The sequence below is a fragment of the Streptomyces sp. CBMA29 genome (assembly GCF_014596445.1).
Classification (GTDB): Bacteria; Actinomycetota; Actinomycetes; order Streptomycetales; family Streptomycetaceae; genus Actinacidiphila.
In genome coordinates, this window is the sequence record NZ_MECL01000034.1 from 1 (window position 1) to 16,448 (window position 16,448).

The 16,448-nt window shown below is 71.1% G+C and carries 12 protein-coding genes and 1 tRNA gene; 7 read left to right on the top strand and 6 right to left on the bottom strand.

What is annotated here, in order from left to right:
- Positions 1-637: GNAT family N-acetyltransferase (locus BGM09_RS04950; protein WP_188280166.1), on the top strand; the 637-nt coding region annotated here is incomplete at its 5' end.
- 201 nt (positions 638-838) lie between these two features.
- Entirely contained in the window at positions 839-2,182 is a 1,344-nt protein-coding gene (locus BGM09_RS04955; protein ID WP_411158256.1) for an MBL fold metallo-hydrolase, read from the top strand.
- On the opposite strand, the gene BGM09_RS04960 is transcribed toward BGM09_RS04955, so the two are convergent.
- Together BGM09_RS04960 and BGM09_RS04965 are read right to left on the bottom strand one after the other, a co-directional pair.
- Complete coding sequence (locus BGM09_RS04960; RefSeq protein WP_188280168.1) at positions 2,158-2,778, bottom strand: GNAT family N-acetyltransferase; 621 nt, start codon at positions 2,776-2,778, stop codon at positions 2,158-2,160. The two genes, BGM09_RS04955 and BGM09_RS04960, sit on opposite strands and share 25 nt — an antisense overlap.
- Positions 2,775-5,765 carry a glycoside hydrolase family 2 TIM barrel-domain containing protein gene (locus BGM09_RS04965; RefSeq protein WP_188280169.1) on the bottom strand — a complete coding sequence of 997 codons (2,991 nt, stop codon included), beginning with the start codon at positions 5,763-5,765 and terminating at the stop codon, positions 2,775-2,777. The genes BGM09_RS04960 and BGM09_RS04965 overlap by 4 nt, the downstream gene beginning before the upstream one ends.
- 408 nt (positions 5,766-6,173) lie before the next feature.
- On the opposite strand from BGM09_RS04965, the gene BGM09_RS04970 reads away from it, so the two are divergent.
- Positions 6,174-6,821 carry a hypothetical protein gene (locus BGM09_RS04970; RefSeq protein ID WP_188280170.1) on the top strand — a complete coding sequence of 216 codons (648 nt, stop codon included), beginning with the start codon at positions 6,174-6,176 and terminating at the stop codon, positions 6,819-6,821.
- Between the two features lie 64 nt (positions 6,822-6,885).
- Here BGM09_RS04970 and BGM09_RS04975 read toward each other — a convergent pair whose 3' ends face one another.
- Positions 6,886-7,788 carry a transketolase C-terminal domain-containing protein gene (locus BGM09_RS04975; RefSeq protein WP_188280237.1) on the bottom strand — a complete coding sequence of 301 codons (903 nt, stop codon included), beginning with the start codon at positions 7,786-7,788 and terminating at the stop codon, positions 6,886-6,888.
- Between the two features lie 93 nt (positions 7,789-7,881).
- On the bottom strand, positions 7,882-8,601 hold the full coding sequence (locus BGM09_RS04980; protein ID WP_188280238.1) for a transketolase: 720 nt from the start codon (positions 8,599-8,601) through the stop codon (positions 7,882-7,884).
- 60 nt (positions 8,602-8,661) lie between these two features.
- On the opposite strand from BGM09_RS04980, the gene soxR reads away from it, so the two are divergent.
- The gene (gene soxR, locus BGM09_RS04985; RefSeq protein ID WP_317452532.1) at positions 8,662-9,189 is read left to right on the top strand and encodes a redox-sensitive transcriptional activator SoxR; all 528 of its coding nucleotides are present in this window, start codon (positions 8,662-8,664) and stop codon (positions 9,187-9,189) included.
- Between the two features lie 26 nt (positions 9,190-9,215).
- Here the strand turns inward: soxR and BGM09_RS04990 are convergent, their stop codons facing one another.
- Positions 9,216-9,506 carry a YiaA/YiaB family inner membrane protein gene (locus BGM09_RS04990; RefSeq protein WP_188280171.1) on the bottom strand — a complete coding sequence of 97 codons (291 nt, stop codon included), beginning with the start codon at positions 9,504-9,506 and terminating at the stop codon, positions 9,216-9,218.
- 159 nt (positions 9,507-9,665) lie between these two features.
- On the opposite strand from BGM09_RS04990, the gene BGM09_RS04995 reads away from it, so the two are divergent.
- Positions 9,666-9,739 (top strand) — tRNA-Pro (locus tag BGM09_RS04995).
- A gap of 185 nt (positions 9,740-9,924) precedes the next feature.
- On the opposite strand, the gene BGM09_RS05000 is transcribed toward BGM09_RS04995, so the two are convergent.
- Complete coding sequence (locus BGM09_RS05000; RefSeq protein WP_411158257.1) at positions 9,925-11,361, bottom strand: RICIN domain-containing protein; 1,437 nt, start codon at positions 11,359-11,361, stop codon at positions 9,925-9,927.
- A 449-nt stretch (positions 11,362-11,810) separates the two neighbouring features.
- On the opposite strand from BGM09_RS05000, the gene BGM09_RS05005 reads away from it, so the two are divergent.
- Entirely contained in the window at positions 11,811-14,147 is a 2,337-nt protein-coding gene (locus BGM09_RS05005; protein WP_223186331.1) for an alpha-L-fucosidase, read from the top strand.
- 281 nt (positions 14,148-14,428) lie between these two features.
- Positions 14,429-16,183, top strand: a complete 1,755-nt coding sequence (locus BGM09_RS05010) for an amylo-alpha-1,6-glucosidase (protein ID WP_188280173.1) — start codon at positions 14,429-14,431, stop codon at positions 16,181-16,183.
- Positions 16,184-16,448 lie beyond the last annotated feature (265 nt).

Consider the following 16,448-nt stretch of genomic DNA (forward strand, 5'->3'; position numbering starts at 1 on the left):
CTGGCCGGGCGAGGCGCCGCCCGGAGCGCGCGGGGACCGCGAGACCGCCGAAGCGTTCGGCGCGGCCTGGCACGCCAAAACCGGCGCCGAGGTCGTAGTCGAGCGTGTGCTGCGGCTGCACCGGCTCGGTGAACTCACCCCGCGCAGCCCCGCGCCGCCGGGCCGCGCCCGGCTCGCGGGCACCTCCGACCGTGAGCTGGTGCTGCGCTGGCACCGTGACTTCAGCGCCGACATCGGCGAGACCCCGGTCGACGACACGCGGGCCGTGGACGAGGCCATCGCGCTGGGCGGACGCACCCTGTGGGAGGTGGACGGCGAACCGGTCGCCATGGCGGGGCGCAGCGCGGACCCGGCGGACCCGACAGGATCGGTCCGGATCGTCGCCGTCTACACCCCGCCCGAGCTGCGCGGGCGCGGCTACGCGGGCGGCGCCACCGCGGCCGTCTCGCGCGCCGCGCTCGACGCGGGCGCCCGCGACGTCCTGCTCTTCGCCGACCTCGCCAACGCCATCAGCACCGGGCTCTACCGGAAGCTGGGATACGTGCCGGTGGGCGATCACGTGTCGCTGGTGTTCGGCGAGGCGCACGGTGCCGGGAACGGTGACGGACCGACCGGCGCCGCCGGATCGGCGCACTGACCCGAAATCGCCGTCGCGGCGAAGGGGCGGCGGCGGGTCCGCCGTAAGAGGATATGACGGCAGATGTGACACCAGGGACGGGGGAGACCGCGCGATGGCGGCGCGTCCCGCCGCATCGCCGCCCCGGCGGGGCCGCCGCGCCGCCGCATAATGGGTGGTGGCGGAACCCCGCCGCTCGTCGTCATCTGCTCTGGAGGACCCGTGACCGGCGCCGGCCGACAGCCGTCCCGCCTCGTGAAGATGCGCCCCCCGTCGTTCGGCGCGGACCCCACGGGCGCCCGGCTGGAACGCATCCTTTCCTCACCGAATTACGCGGACGGCGCCTTCGTCAACCCCGTCGGCGCCCGCAGCGTCCCCAGCGGCGGCATGTTCAAGGCGCTTCCGGCCAGTTTCCGCAAGGAGGCAAGGCAGCCGCGCAAGCCCGCGGGGCCGGTGCCCCTGCACCCCACCACGCTCGCCGACATCGCGCGCCCGCCCGCCTCCGGGCTGCGGCTGACCTGGATGGGCCACTCCACGGTGCTCGCCGAGATCGGCGGCAGGCGCGTGCTGTTCGACCCGGTGTGGGGCGAGCGCTGTTCGCCCTTCGCCTTCGCGGGCCCCAAGCGCGTGCACCCCGCGCCGGTCCCGCTGGAGTCGCTGACCGGCCTGGACGCGGTCGTCATCTCGCACGACCACTACGACCACCTGGACATGCCCTCCATCGTCGCGCTGGTCCGCAGCGACGCCGTCTTCGCGGTGCCGCTGGGCGTCGGCGCGCACCTGGAGCACTGGGGCGTACCGCCCGAGCGGCTGCGCGAACTGGACTGGAACGAGTCCACGGAGGTCGCGGGGCTCACCCTGACCGCCACCCCGGCCCGGCACTTCTGCGGACGCGGCCTGCGCGGTCGCCAGCAGACCCTGTGGGCGTCCTGGGCGGTCACCGACGGCACCCACCGCATCTACCACAGCGGCGACACCGGCTACTTCCCCGGCTTCGCGGACATCGGCGCGCAGCACGGCCCGTTCGACGCCACGATGATCCAGATCGGCGCCTACAGCGAGTTCTGGCCCGACATCCACATGACCCCGGCCGAGGGGCTGCTGGCGCACAGCGACCTGTCGGGCGGCACTCCGGCGGGCACGATGCTGCCGATCCACTGGGCCACCTTCAACCTGGCCATGCACTCCTGGGCGGTGCCCGCCGAGGGCAGCGTCGCCGCCGCGCGCGAGACCGGTGCGAAGATCGCCACCCCGCGCCCCGGCGCGCCCTTCGAGCCCGCCGACGAACAGCCCGAGGACTGGTGGTGGCGGGCCGTCGCCATGCCGCCCGCGGGCGGCTGGCCCGAGCGGCCGGAGCACGCGGAGGGGACCGAGCGGATCAACACACCGGACGGGTCGGAGGCCGCCGAGGCTTCCGAGTCCGCCGGGGGCGTGGACGGGGACGCGGGGGCCGAGCCAGAGTCCGGGTCCGAGCCCGAGCCCGGGTCCGATCCCGAGTCCAGTTCCGATCCCGAGGACGCCGGCCGTACGGACAGCGGCGACTACGAGGTGGCGCGGCCCAAGTAGGTCAGCTCCCCGGCGTCCGGCACCGCGATCTCGTGGAAGCCGAGCCGGTCGTAGAAGGCCCGCGCGGGAGTGTTGGCGGTGAGCATCCCCAGGTGCACCGCCGGTACGCCCCTGGCGGCCAGGGCGTTGAGGAACGCCTCCGTCAACGCCCGCCCGTGGCCGCCGCGTTGGAAGTCCGGCAGCACATCGATGTGCAGGTGCGCCGGATACGCGGCCAACTGCGGCTGCTGCGCCATCCGTTCCGGGTGGTGCAGCAGCACGGCCATCGCCTCGCTCGGCGTACCCGGCTCCCCGACCGGCTCGGGGAAGCGGTCGGCGACCGTCGGCAGCCACTCGTCGCGGAAGCGCTCGACGAAGGCCGCCGTGTCACCGGTGCCCAGCACATAACCGACCGCCCGGCCGTGCCCGTCGTCCAGCACGAAGGCCGCCTCCGGCTCCAGCACGGCGTACGGAGCCGCGAAGATCGCCCCCAGCAGTTCGTGGTCCCGCTCCGGGTACCGCGCGCTCGCGTCCCCGCCCGCGTCAGCCGTGCGCAGGCAGATGTCGTACAGCGCGGGCAGGTCCTCCGGCCTGAACGGGCGTATCGCGGTGGTCACTCGGTCTCCAGGGGCGGGAGGTCGGCGGGCCCCTCGGGGTCCGCGGCGGCGGGCAGGCTCATGAAGGTGAACGCGAAGGCGGCGGGCGCCGCACGCAGTTGGTGCCGGGGGAGTACGTCGGGGCCGCAGGCCGCGCTGCCCATGCCGTGCAGCGCGTGGTCGAGGTGCACCCACAGCACCTCGGAACGGGTCAACTCGTTGGTGTGCGTGGCCTGGTCGAGTTCCCGGGTGCTCCACGGACGGGCGGTGAACCAGAACGGCGGCTCGCCCTCCACCTGTAGCCCTGTGCCGTCCGCGCGGCGCAGCCGCGCCCACCGCACGTCCGCGCGTGCGCCGTTCTCCTGCGGGCGGACGTACGGCGTCTGGAGCCCGTCCACGGTGCCGGTGTACCGGCCGATCCGGGACGCGGCGCGCGTGTCCGGGTACGCCTCGCCGGGCCCGCCGCCGTACCACTCGACGGCGTCCAGGGTCTGGCACAGCCCGAGCCGTACCCCGAGCCGGGGGAGCGGCAGCGTCCAGTCGCCCTCGGGCGTGACCTCGACGCCCAGGCGCAGCCGGTCCCCGGCGGCCGTCCAGGTGCAGACGGTACGCAGTGCCAGGTCGGAGGAGGCCGGCGCGACACGGGTGGTGACGGTGAGCGCGTCATCGCCGACGGCCACGGAGACGATCCGGTGCCGCATCCGGTCGAGGCCCAACTCCCGCCACAAACGGTCCAGTTGCCCCTCCGGATTCCAGTCCGCACCGCGGTCGTTGTCGGTCGGGGCGCGCCACACGTCCAGTACGGGTCCGGTGACCGCCGCGCCCTCCAGATAGCGCAGCGTGCCGTCCGCCGCGTCGAAGACACCGGGGCCGAGCACGATCAGACCGCCCTCGGCGAGCCGCGGGGAGTGCGGATCGCCGACGCGCGCGGTGGCCGCGTCCGTCGGCGCGGGCGCCGCGAACTGCGTCCACGCCACCTCGTGACCTGACGGCGCCCACGCGGTGTCCTCGGCGAGTACCGCCCGCACCGTCCACCACCCCTCGCCGCGGCCCACCGTCCGCGCCGCCCGCGGCAGTTCGAGCACCGCGCTCTGTCCGGGGCCGAGCGACGGCACCTCGAACCGGCCCGCGTCGCTCCGCGCGCCCGCCACCTCGTACGACCAGCGGAACGCCAGATACGACAGGTCGGTGAAGTCGTGCAGATTGGTCACCGTGACTGTGCCGCGCTCCGCGTCCCCCTCGATCCTGACCGGCTCGACGACCTTCTTGTACTCGGTCAGCCCCGGCGACGGCGTGCGGTCGGGGAAGACCAGCCCGTCGCAGACGAAATTCCCGTCGTGCACCTCCTCGCCGAAGTCACCCCCGTAGGCGAAGTACGACGTCCCGTCCGCGGTGCGCTGCCGCAGCCCGTGGTCGATCCACTCCCAGACGAAACCGCCCTGGCAGCGCTCGTACGCCTCGAACAGCCGCTGGTACTCGCTGAGTCCGCCGGGCCCGTTGCCCATCGCGTGCGCGTACTCGCAGAGGATGAAGGGCAGTTCGCGCCGGTGCTTGTCCAACTCGGCGTCCGCCAGAGGCGGTTCCGCGCGGCGGCCGATCAGCTCGGTCTCGGCGTGGTTGGCGTACATCCGGGAGTAGACGTCGGTGTCGGCGCAGGTGAGGTCGCCCTCGTAGTGGATCGGCCGGGCCGGGTCGCGGCGCCTGATCCAGTCCGCCATCGCGGAGAGCCCGGCGCCCGTGCCGCACTCGTTGCCCAGTGACCACATCACCACCGAAGGATGGTTCTTGTCCCGCTCCACCATCCGCGCGGCCCGGTCAAGCAGCGCGGGCGTCCACCGCTCGTCGGCGACCGGGTTGCCGCGCCAGCCGACCACCTCGAAGCCGTGCGTCTCCAGATCGCACTCGTCCATCACCCACATGCCCAGCTCGTCGCACAGGTCGAGGAAGGCCGGATGCGGCGGATAGTGGCTGGTGCGGACCGCGTTGACATTGTGACGCTTCATCAGCAGCAGGTCGCGGCGCATCGTCTCGCCGTCCACCACCCGGCCGTGGTCGGGGTCGAACTCGTGCCGGTTCACACCGCGCAGCAGGATGCGGCGGCCGTTGACCTTCAGCACACCGCCCTCCACCGCGACGGTCCTGAAGCCGATCCGCAGCGGTATCCGCTCGCCCTCGGTGGCCAACTCCGCGTCGTACAGCCGCGGTACCTCCGCCGACCACGGCTCCACCGGCACCGTCACCTCCTCACCGGTCGCCAGGTCGAGCCCCAACTCCGGTACGGTCACCGTCCCGCCCGGCTCGCAGTCCACCCGCAGCGTGCCCGTACCGCTCGCGTGGTCGTAGCCGCAGTGCACGAAGAAGTCGGTCACCGCGCCCTCGGGCCGCTCGATCAGCGTCACGTCGCGGAAGATGCCGGGCAGCCACCACTGGTCCTGGTCCTCCAAGTAGCTGCCGGACGACCACTGGTGGACCCGGACCGCCAGCACATTGCCGCGCGGGCGCAGCAGTTCGCCGACCTCGAACTCCACCGGCAGCCTGCTGCCCTTGAAGGTCCCCAACTCCCGCCCGTTCAGCCACACCCGCGCGCACGAGTCGACGCCGTCGAAACGCACCACCGCCGCGCCGCCCGGCCAGTCGTCCGGCAGGTCGAAGGCGCGCAGATGGTCACCGGTCGGATTCTCCGTCGGCACGTGCGGCGGGTCGACCGGGAACGGGAAACGGATGTTGGTGTACGCGGGCCGCCCGTACTCGTGCTCATGGGTGTGCCCCTGGAGCGGCCAGTGCGACGGCACCGTCACCGCGCCCCAGCGCGTCGCGTCGAACCCCGGCTGGGCGAAGGAGTCGTCCTCCGCGTCCGCCGTCGCCGACAGCCGGAAGCGCCACGCGCCGCCCAGATTCACCCGCCGCGCGTCCGACACCGCCCACCACGCGCGCGGCGCGAGCGCGCCGGTGCCGGGCGACACATCCTCGTAGTACGGATCTACCCCGGACTGTGACGCGTCGCGCATCGTGCTGCTCCTCATGAGGATGCTGGTGGTGTGCCCGCTGTATCGCCTGCGGCTGTACGGGCATGGGGTGGTATCGGACGGTACGGCCGCCAGGCTTCGCGGCCTCCAGCGGTGTTGGGACATGCCGGTGGCCTGGTCGGTCACGGTTGATTCTCCTGAGGTGAGGGCCCGCGCCGCTAGAGCCTGTCCGGCGGATCATGGGCGGACAGGCGCTGATCGTCGGGATCAACGCATCCGGTACGGGGGAGCGGAGCGGCGGCGCGCCGGGCGTCGCGGTGACGTACTGCCTTGACCCGTAAGGGAGTTGGCGGTGCCGACGGATTTGACCGGCGTACGGCGGCGCTGGGAGCATGCCCGCCCGGGGCGCGGGGGCGGACCCGTGGTGCGGACGAGGGGGGCGCTTTCACCATGACGGACATCACGACGGTTGACGTCGCGACGGCGTATGCCGGGACCGGCCGGGGGCTGGCTGCTGCCGCCGAACCGATCAGCGGCCTCGACGGCGGCTCCGCGCTCGTCCTCATCTCGGTGGTGGTCGTGGCCGTCGCCGCGGTCGCGGTGATACCGCTGATCATGGATGTGCGGCGGGCCACGGCCTGGCGTCAGCAGATCACCGACCGGCTGATCGAGGACGCGGCCCGCGACCACGAGGTACGCGACCTGCTGCGCGACCTCCGCGAGCCGCGCGGCGTCCGCGGTCTGACCCGCAGCGTCATCGCTGTCCTCATCCTCGCGCTCGTCGGTTTCGCGCTGGCCGTCGCGATGCTGTCGTCGGGCGCCGACTCCGGCGACCTCCGCAAGACCATCGTCACCTCGCTGATGACCGTCCTCGCCACCGTCTCGGGCTTCTACTTCGGCTCGCTCGGCGCGCAGAACAGCGCGGAGGACGCGCGGCGGCAGGTGGGGCGGTCGTCGGCGGCGGCGCCGAAACCGGGCGCCTCCGGCGGGGGTGCCGCTGGGGGGAGCGGCAAGGAGGCCGTGCCGCCGCCCCCGGGGCCGATCGCTCCCGCTGCTCCGGCGGGTGCTGGTGCTTCCGAGGGCGGGCACGGGGCCTGAGGCGTTTCTTGCCGGGCCGCTCCGACCGCGGCCGGTGCCGCCCTCCGCCCCGCCCTCTCGCGGGTCAGACCCGCAGGAACGCGTCGATCCGGGCCCGTAGCGACTCCGCGTCCAGGCCGTGCCCGGCCACGTGCTCCCGCCAGGTGCCGTAGTGGCGCAGTTCGGCGCGGCGGGTGCCGAGCGCGAGCACGCGGTGCGGGACGTCGGCCAGCGCCTCGGCGGCGTGCGCCGACGACGTACCGGTGAGGTAGGGCTCCACGACGACGAGGTCGGCCGCATCGGTCCCGGCGGTCGCCTCCCGTACGGTCGCCGCGTCGAACGGCCGTACCGTCGAGGCGTACAGCACCGTCACATCGCGGTCGGCCGTCGCGTCGAGGACGGCGTCCAGCATCGGCCCGACGGCCAGGACGACCCCGGCGCGCCCTTCGCGCAGCACCTGGAAGCGGCCGGGCGACACGGGCCGCGGTGCCACGTTCGAGTGATCGCTCAGCCGTACGTAGACGCGACTGTCGCCGTCCGCCGCCGCGTGCCGCAGCAGCGCGTCGGCCTCGTCGGGGTGCCCCGGCACGTGGACGGTCCAGCCGTCGAGCGTGTCGAGCAGCGCGACGTCGCCCGGCGCCTGATGCGTACGCCCGCCCGCGGCGATGTCGTACGAGGCCCCCGCGCTGACCAGGACCGCGCCCACGCCTTGGTGCCCGATGTCGAGCTTGACCTGCTCGAAGGCCCGCTCGGTCAGGAAGCTCGCGAAGGTGTGCGCGATCGGCCGCAGCCCGGTGAGCGCCAGGCCGCCCGTCGCCCCGACCAGCAACTGCTCCCTGATCCCGACGTCGATCACCCGGTCGGGGTGGGCGCGGGCGGCGTCACTGAAGCGGTCAGAAGAGATCACGGCGAGGACGACGGCCAGCCGCGGATCGGAGTCGAGCAGTTCGGTGGTGACGGCGGCGAACCGCTCCCGCATGGTGTCCATGGAATCCCCAGTCATGTCGTTCCTTCGCCTGGTCGCGGTCGCGACAGATGGCGCTCGGGTGACGTCGCTTGTCGTCGCTCGTGGACCCGGCGGTCACTTCGGCTCGACGCGGGCGACCACGGCGTGCGGCCGTCCCGGATGCGGCGCGGTGAACGCCTCGTACAGCGCGGCGTGGTCCCGGCCGTCCACGGTCACCGCGGACCAGCCCTCGGCGGCGAACCGCGAGGCCAGGCCGCCGGGCCAGCCGTACGTGGCCGAGGCGTTGTCGACCGCGACGACGTGGAGCCGGTCGAGGCCGGCCGCCCCCGCGTACTGCACGGCCTCGTGATTGCTGCCCTCGTCCATCTCGGCGTCGCCCACGAGCACCCATACCGCCGGTTCGTTCCGCCCCTGGGCCCGCAGCCCCAGCGCGCTGCCCACCGCCAGGCCGAGCCCGTGCCCGAGCGACCCGGAACCGATCTCCGCGCCCGGTACGAGCGTGCGGTCCGGGTGGTGGCCGAGCGGGGAGTCGTACGCCCCGAAACCGGCCAGCCACTCGTACGGGATGAAGCCCTTGGCGGCGAGAACGGCGTAGTACGCCATCGGGCCGTGGCCCTTCGACAGCAGGAAGCGGTCCCGGTCCGGGGCGTCGGCCCTCTCGGGCCCGACCCGCAGGACCCGGTCGTACAGCACCCACAGGACGTCGAGAGTGGACGTGGCGGCGGAGTCGTGTTTCTCGTCGCCGGTCATCCGTGACATCAGGTGGCGCAGGTCGTCGTACCCGTAGCGCTCGGGCTGTTCCGAGGGGCCGGACGGCCCGGTGCGGTGCGTCATCGTCATGGGACGACCTTGCAACTTCAAGCCGACTTGAAGTCAAGCGTATGCTGGGCCGATGTGACCCTCTCCACCCGTGACCTGCTGCCCATCGGCGAACTTTCGGCCCGCGGCGGCATCGCCGCCTCCGCGCTGCGCTATTACGAGGACCTCGGGCTGATCCACTCCGAGCGCACCTCAGGCGGCCAGCGCCGCTACCGCCGCTCCACGCTGCGGCGGCTCGCCTTCATCCGCGCCGCCCAGCGCATCGGGCTCTCCCTCGACGAGGTCGGCGCATCCCTCGCCCGGCTCCCCGTCGACCACGTCCCCACCGCCGCGGAATGGAGCGGCGTGGCCCGGTCCTGGGAGCAGCGCATCGACGACCAGATCGCCGAGTTGCAGCGCCTCAAGTCCAAGCTGACGAGCTGCGTCGGGTGCGGCTGTCTCTCCCTGACGCGCTGCGGTCTCTACAACGTCGACGACGCGGCGGGTGCGGCGGGCCCCGGCGCCCGCTATCTGCTGGGCGAGACGGCTCCCGAGACGGCTCCCGAGACGCCTCCCGACGCGGCTTCCGCGCCTCACGGGTCCGCCGCGCCCGCCGCGCCCTGAGGGTCGCCGGGCCGCCGGGCCGCCGACTAGATGCCCTCCATCTTGAAGGGGTCGTGCTCCGCGAGCAGCTTGTCGAGCCGCGCCTGGTCCACCCGGCTCACGACCTGCCCGACCTCCTGCCGGTCGCGCACCACCTTCGCCAGCGTGAACGCCGCCGTCACCACATAGAGCAGCCCCAGCCCCAGAAACGCCCGCTCCCATCCCCCCACCGGCAGATACGCCACCCCGACCACCATGGCCCCCAGCGCCACCGCGAACGAGATCGCCGCCTGCGCCGCATACGCCGCCGTCGTCTCCTGCTGAATCGGTTTCGTCATGCCCCGACCTTCCCCCCGCCCGGCCCCGCCCCACATGAGTACCGCTACTCAACTCCCCCCGCCCCAGCCCCCACCCCCTGTGCGCACAAACACCCCCCGAGGTGCGGTATCGTTCTCGTGCACGGTCACCCGGGGCCACCACCCCGACCGACCAAGCACCGGGACGTGGCGCAGCTTGGTAGCGCACTTGACTGGGGGTCAAGGGGTCGCAGGTTCAAATCCTGTCGTCCCGACGGTGCACGAAGGGTCCGCTGATCTGGCATTTAGCCAGGTCAGCGGGCCCTTCGCCTTGTCTCGGCAACGGCACGGCCGCTGACCCTCTCCCACGATCCGTGCGTCTCTGTCCTCGGATGTCACGAATCCGCCGGCAGGTAAGCGCGGACCCGCAGTGCGGCGGACAGCGGCCCGGTGCCCACCGTCAGACGGCGCTCTCCCGGAACTGCTGGTTCGCGCCGCCGCCGCAGGTCCACTGGATCAGCCGGGCGCCGTCCGAGGCGGCGGCTCCCGAGACGTCGAGGCACTGGCCGCTGTGCCGGGCCTGGAGACGGACGTAGCCGTTGCCCTGGTCCTGGACCAGCCACTGCTGGTTGGCACCGCCGTTGCAGTAGTACTGGTTGACGAACGCGCCGGCGACGGTAGAGGCGTTCGAGACGTCGAGGCACTTGCCGCTGTGCTGCGCGATGACCGAGACGTATCCGCCGCCCGTACTGGTCATCCGCCACTGCTGGTTGAGGCCGGCGCCGCAGGTCCACTGCACGACGGTGGCGCTGTCGGCGGCGGAGTTGTCGGAGACGTCCAGGCACTTGCCGCTGTGCCGTGCCACCAGGTTGTCGTACGGGCCGCCTGCGACGCCCGTGACGGCGCCGGTACCGGTGTCGATCCCGACCTGCGGGTACCAGGGCAGGTCCATGGTCGTCGCGGTCGGGAAGGTCAGCGGCAGCCATACGTACTGGGAGCTTTCGACGTTACCGCCCATGGAGTTCCCCCAGCGGTCGCCCATGTAGAGGTAGGAGGTGCCGGAGGTGCCCTGGACCGGGAGGACGTAGGCCGTCTGCGAGCCGTACGCCGTGTGGTCCCCGACGTCGGTCATCGCGGTCCACGGGCCGGCCGGATTCGTGGCCGTGGCGTACCTCTGCTGGTTGGGGCTCCATCCGCTGTTCGCGGACGTGAGCATGAAGTAGACGCTTCCGCGTTTGAAGAGGGCCGGCGCCTCACGGAAGGTACCCGGCCAGGGATTCGCCACGAGACTCGCGACGCCGGTGTAGTCGCCGGTCAGTTTGAAGATGTCCAGGTCCGCGTTCTCGTTGGCGGAGGAGACCAGGTACGCACTGCCGTCGGTGTCCTGATAGAGCGTCATGTCCCTTGAGGTGATGCCGAGAGGCCGGAAGCTGCCGAGGTAGGTGTAATTTCCGTCCACCGTGTCGGACTCGGCCACGGCGACCTTCGCCTCGGTGTAGTCGGTGGCGGTTTCTTTGTGCATCCACATCACGTACTTGTGGGTGGTGGAGTTGTAGATCACTTTCGGGCGCTCGATGCCGGCGGTGGCCAGCTCCGCCGCGCTGTTCTGGGTCAGCGCGTTGTTGCGGAACTCCCAGGTCTTGAGGTCGGTGGACCGGTAGACGGATACGTAGCGGAAGGAGTTGTCGGCGTTGCGGTTCTCGCCGAACCAGTAGTAGGAGGAACCGACCTTGATCACCCCTCCGCCGTGGGCGTGGACCACCGCACCCGTGGTGTCGGTGAACTGGGTGGCGTTGGTGACGGTGACCGAGGCCGCTCGGGCGGGCGTGACAGTGGCGAACAGGGTCAGCAGGCTCACCAGCACGGCGAGTGGCAGCAGCCGAAGACGATGCGGCACGGAGAACCTCCGGTGAACAGGGGTGCGCGGACGCGCCGGACCGACGGGCGGTCGGGCGGTCGGACCGGCGAGCGGCCGCTTGGCGGACCCGCACTGGGGATGTTTCTTTCTGTTTACTTTCGATGGAGGACGGTAGGCCGTCGGACTTTCGCCGTCAATGCTCCGCGCGAAGAGTTCTCATCCGATGTGTCGCTCGGGTCGGCGCTGGCCGCATATATGACACTTCTGGTGCATAGCTCATGAAGTTGGACTGATTTCGGAGGAGTTTTGACGCGGCCTCTGGACAAGCGATGCGGGATCGCCATTAATTCATCCGACGACTCCACGTCGCGTACTTCATGTTTGCGCAAATACTCCGCCATGTCGCCGGAGCGGAACGCATCACTGGGGCGCGTCATGCCCGAATGCCCCGCATCCGTGTGGCTGTTTGTTCGATCAAGGAGATCGCATTGTCCCGATCCGAACCCTCGCGCCGCAGCGTTCTCACCGGCATCGCCGCCGCCACGGTCGCCGCCGCGGTGGGCGGTACCGTCTACGCCCCGCGCTCCGCCGCGGCCACCGCCGCTCCCCGGCCCGTCCCTCTCCAGCCGTTGCGCGTCCCGGCGTCGGATCTGGGGGTGGACCAGCAGCCGGACAGCAAGGTCGCATGGTTCCAGGACGCCCGGCTCGGCATGTTCATCCACTGGGGTGTCTACTCCGGCCCCGCCAAGGGCGAGTGGTGGATGCACAACGCCCCCGTGACTCCGGACGACTACCGCGCATACGTCACCGACGCCACCGCCGAGCAGTTCACCGCGGACGCCTACGACCCGACCGCCTGGGCGCGGTTGGCCACCGACTTCGGCGCGAAGTACACGGTGCTCACCACCCGCCACCACGACGGCTTCGCCCTGTGGCCGCTGAACCACCCCAACAGTTGGAACTCCGGACAGGCGCCCCTCAAACGGGACTTCGTCAAGGACTACGTGGCCGCCGTCCGCGCCGCCGGCCTGCGCGTGGGCCTGTACTACTCGCCGATCGACTGGCGGTATCCCGGCTACTACGACGTCACCGGCGCCAACTGCGCCCCCAACCCCTGGAACTACACCACTGACGCCGCGCACAAGGAGAACGCGCGGGTCATGAAGACCGAGGTCTACGAGTCGGTCAGGGAACTCGTCACCCAGTACGGCACCATCGACGACCTGTGGTGGGACGGCGGCTGGATCGCCGAGCAGGGCACCGACGCCGACGGCGCCTTCTTCTGGGAGCCGGGCCAGTACCGCGACACCGCCAACCAGTGGCCGGTCGACGCCCAGTACGGCGAAACCGACAGCGCCGGAAAACCCCTCGGCCTGATGGGCATGGTGCGCAAGCACCAGCCCGACATCGTCTGCACCTCGCGGTCGGGCTGGATAGGCGACTACACCAGCGAGGAAGGCGGCTCCGTGCCCACCGGCCCGATCCGGACCGGCGTGGCGGAGAAGGCATTCACCGTCGACGGTTCCTGGGGCTACAACGCCTCGGCGACAGTGATGGCCTACGGCACCGCGATGAGCGTGCTCGTCAACTCATGGGTCCGGAACATGACCGTGATCGTCAACGTCGGTCCCGATCGTCACGGTACGGTCTCCGGCGCCCAGGCGGGCCTGCTGCGCCAGATCGGCACCTTCATGAAGGCGTGCGGCGACTCCGTCTACGGCACCCGCGGCGGCCCCTGGCAACCGGTGGACGGACAGTACGGCTTCACCTTCAAGAACAGCACGGTCTTCGCCCACCTGCTGCCCGGCTACAGCGGCACCACGTTCACCACACCGCCGGTGGGGGACGCCAAGGTGAGCAAGGTCTACGACGTCGCGACCGGCGGCAGCCTCTCCTACAGCGTGGGCAGCGACGGCCGTGTGACGGTCACGGGCGTCAACCGCACCCGCTACGCCGACGACAGCGTCATCGGCATCACCCTGGACCGCACCGTCCAGCCGACCGACATCGCCTCCGGGCACACGGCCACCGCCAGCAGCCAGCAGACCGGCAACCCCGCCTCGAACGCCCTCGACGGATCCACCGCAACCCGCTGGTGCGCCTCCGACGGGAGCACCGGCCAGTGGCTGAAGGCCGACCTGGGTTCGGTCAAGAGCGTCACCGGCGTCCGCGTCGTCTGGGAGTCCGACGCCCGCTACCTGTACCGCGTGGAGGGCTCCGCGGACAACAGTTCCTGGAGCAACCTCGCGGATCTCACCGCGACACCGCTCACCGGCCGGACGCAGTCCGTCACCGTCACCGGACAAGTCCGCTACGTACGAGTGACTGTCACCGGCCTGCCCGCGGGGACCTGGGCATCCATCCGATCCCTCCAGGTCTTCGACCGGCCCATCGAGGCCGACCTCGGCACCTGCCGGCTCGTCAACCGCAACAGCGGCAAGGTGCTGGATGTCAGCGGCGCGGCGCTGACCGACGGAGCCGCTGTGATCCAGTGGCCGAGCACGGGAGGCACCAACCAGCACTGGAGCCTTCAGCCGAACAGCGACGGCTCCTACCGCCTGCTCAACTCCCGCAGCGGCAAAGTCCTCGACAGCCCCGGGAGCTCCGCCCAGGGAGCGGCGATCGACCAGTGGAGTGACGACTCCGGCACCAACCAGTGGTGGAAACTCGTCCCGTCCGCCACGAGCGGCTACTACCAACTGGTCAACGTGCGCACGGGATGGTGCCTCGACGTGGCAGGCGCTTCCACCGCGGACGGTGCCGCCGTCATCCAATGGCCCGCCACCGCGGGCGCCAACCAGGACTGGCAGATCATCGCGGTCTGAATCACACGCGCTCGTGCGAGAAGTCCTGCGAACCGGTTCGCACCACCCGGTGCCAATGGTGATGCGCGGCAGTCGGTCCGCAGGGCCAACTCGTTCAAGGAGACAGGGTTCTGGGGCCTTGACGGACGAATCGGTTCGCTCTACGTTCGCCCTCGAACCGATTCGCATCGTTGATCCGCCCAGGACAGTGCCGGTCCTGCGGGTCAAGGACTGAACCGCTGTCCCGACCACGCGGCGGCCGTGATGCCGCCGAGCCCTCCAGCAAGGATCGAGTTCTGTCGATGTCCGACCTCCTCAACGGACCTTTCAGCATTGAAGAGATACCGTTCAGCCACTACGGATCGTGGTTCAACGTCTCGCCGGTCATCGCCCAGGACACCCGTGCCCGCGATCTGCATCTGGTGTCCCACCAGAACGGGATGCACCCTGTTCTGCGCTTCGTACCGCTCCTTCCGGGCAGCGCCGACCGCGCGGAGACCGTTTGGGAGGCGACTCCCGCGACCTTGACCTGGCGTCATGCCGGCGGGCGGATCGACCTGGCGCACGACACCGCCGACACCGTCCGGCTGGTGGGGGACAACCTCGATCTCATGATCGTCCCGGCGGCCCCGGAGCTGACACCGTTCAGCGGCACCTACTTCTACCGGGACCCCGTCGACGATTCGTACCAGTTCACCTCCTACGAGACCGGGCGCCGCTACCGGATCACCCTCCTGACGGGCGCGGTGGCCGTCCCGGCGGGGATTGAGGGCCTGGGCGGCGTCCCCCGTCGGCTCACTCTGTCCGGAGCGCGCGGCTGGGAGGCGGTGATCGAGGAGATCGACAACGCTCGGGCGCCGCACGTGGCGACCCGCGACTTCGGTGCCGTCGTCGGCCGCAGCGAAGCGGCGTTCCGCGGCTTCGCGGACGCCGTCGTCGGACCGGCCGCCGACCGGCAGCCGGCTGCCGAACTGGCCGCTTACGTGCTGTGGTCGGCCACGGTCCGCCCGGCCGGGTTCCTCCGCCGTCCCGCCGTGCTGATGTCCAAGCACTGGATGGACAAGGTGTGGAGCTGGGACCACTGCTTCAACGCGCTCGCGCTCGCGCCCGGCCTGCCGGAGCTGGCCTGGCATCAGTTCCAGCTCCCGTTCGACCACCAGGACGAGAGCGGAGCGCTGCCGGACTCCGTCACCCACTCCGAAGTGCTCTACAACTTCGTCAAACCGCCGATCCACGGCTGGGCACTGCGCCGACTGCGCGAACGCCTGCAACAGTCCCCGGAACAGGAGGAGTTGAGGGAGACCTACCGCAGGCTCAGGCGGTGGACGGACTACTGGCTCGTGGCACGTACGGCGCCGGACCAGGCGCTGCCGCACTACCAGCACGGCAACGACAGCGGCTGGGACAACGCCACCACCTTCGACGCCGCGCGCGTTCTGAGCACGGCGGACCTCGCCGCCTTCCTCATCCTCCAGTTGGCCGAACTGGCCGAACTGGCCAAGGAACTGGGCTACGCCGATGACGCGGACCGCCATCTGCGGACCGCCGAAAGGGTGCGGGCCGCGATGCTCGACCGCCTGTGGGCGGACGGCCGGTTCCACAGCCGTTCACCGCGGACGGGCCAGGTGTCCGCCAGCCGGAGCCTCCTGGACCTCATGCCGATCGTGCTGGGGGACCGGCTGCCGTCCGAGGTGAGCGACCGGCTCGCCGACCGTATCGCCTCCCATCTCACCCCCTACGGCCTCGCCACCGAGCACCCCGACTCCCCGCACTACGCGTCCGACGGCTACTGGCGCGGTCCCATCTGGGCACCGTCGACCGTCCTCATCGAGGACGGACTGCGCCGCACCGGCCACACCGATCTGGCGGACGAGATCAGCAGCCGTTTCCGCGCGTTGTGCGAACGCTTCGGTTTCGCCGAGAACTTCGACGCACGCACCGGCGTAGGACTGCGGGACCGGGCGTACACCTGGACCGCCAGCAGCTATCTCCTGCTCGGCGACGACCATCACCGGCGGGTCTCGGCATCGGCCTCCTCCGCTCACACCGGCGGGTGAGTCCGATGCCCAGACATGGGATGTCCTCGGTGGGTTCGCCCTCGCGGACGGCACCGAGACTTCGGGTAATCCCTGCACGGGTATGGACATCGCCCCGTGTCCGGCATGTAAATTCATCCCATGTCGCTGCGTGCGGCTCGTGCTTCTGCCCTTGGGGTGGGCGCCCCGGGGCCGGGCGGACGTCCTTCGCCATGCAACAAAATCCACTCGGTCGTCCGACGTTAGCGCTAACAAAACATCGACTCACTCGCGGGCCTCTGCGGCG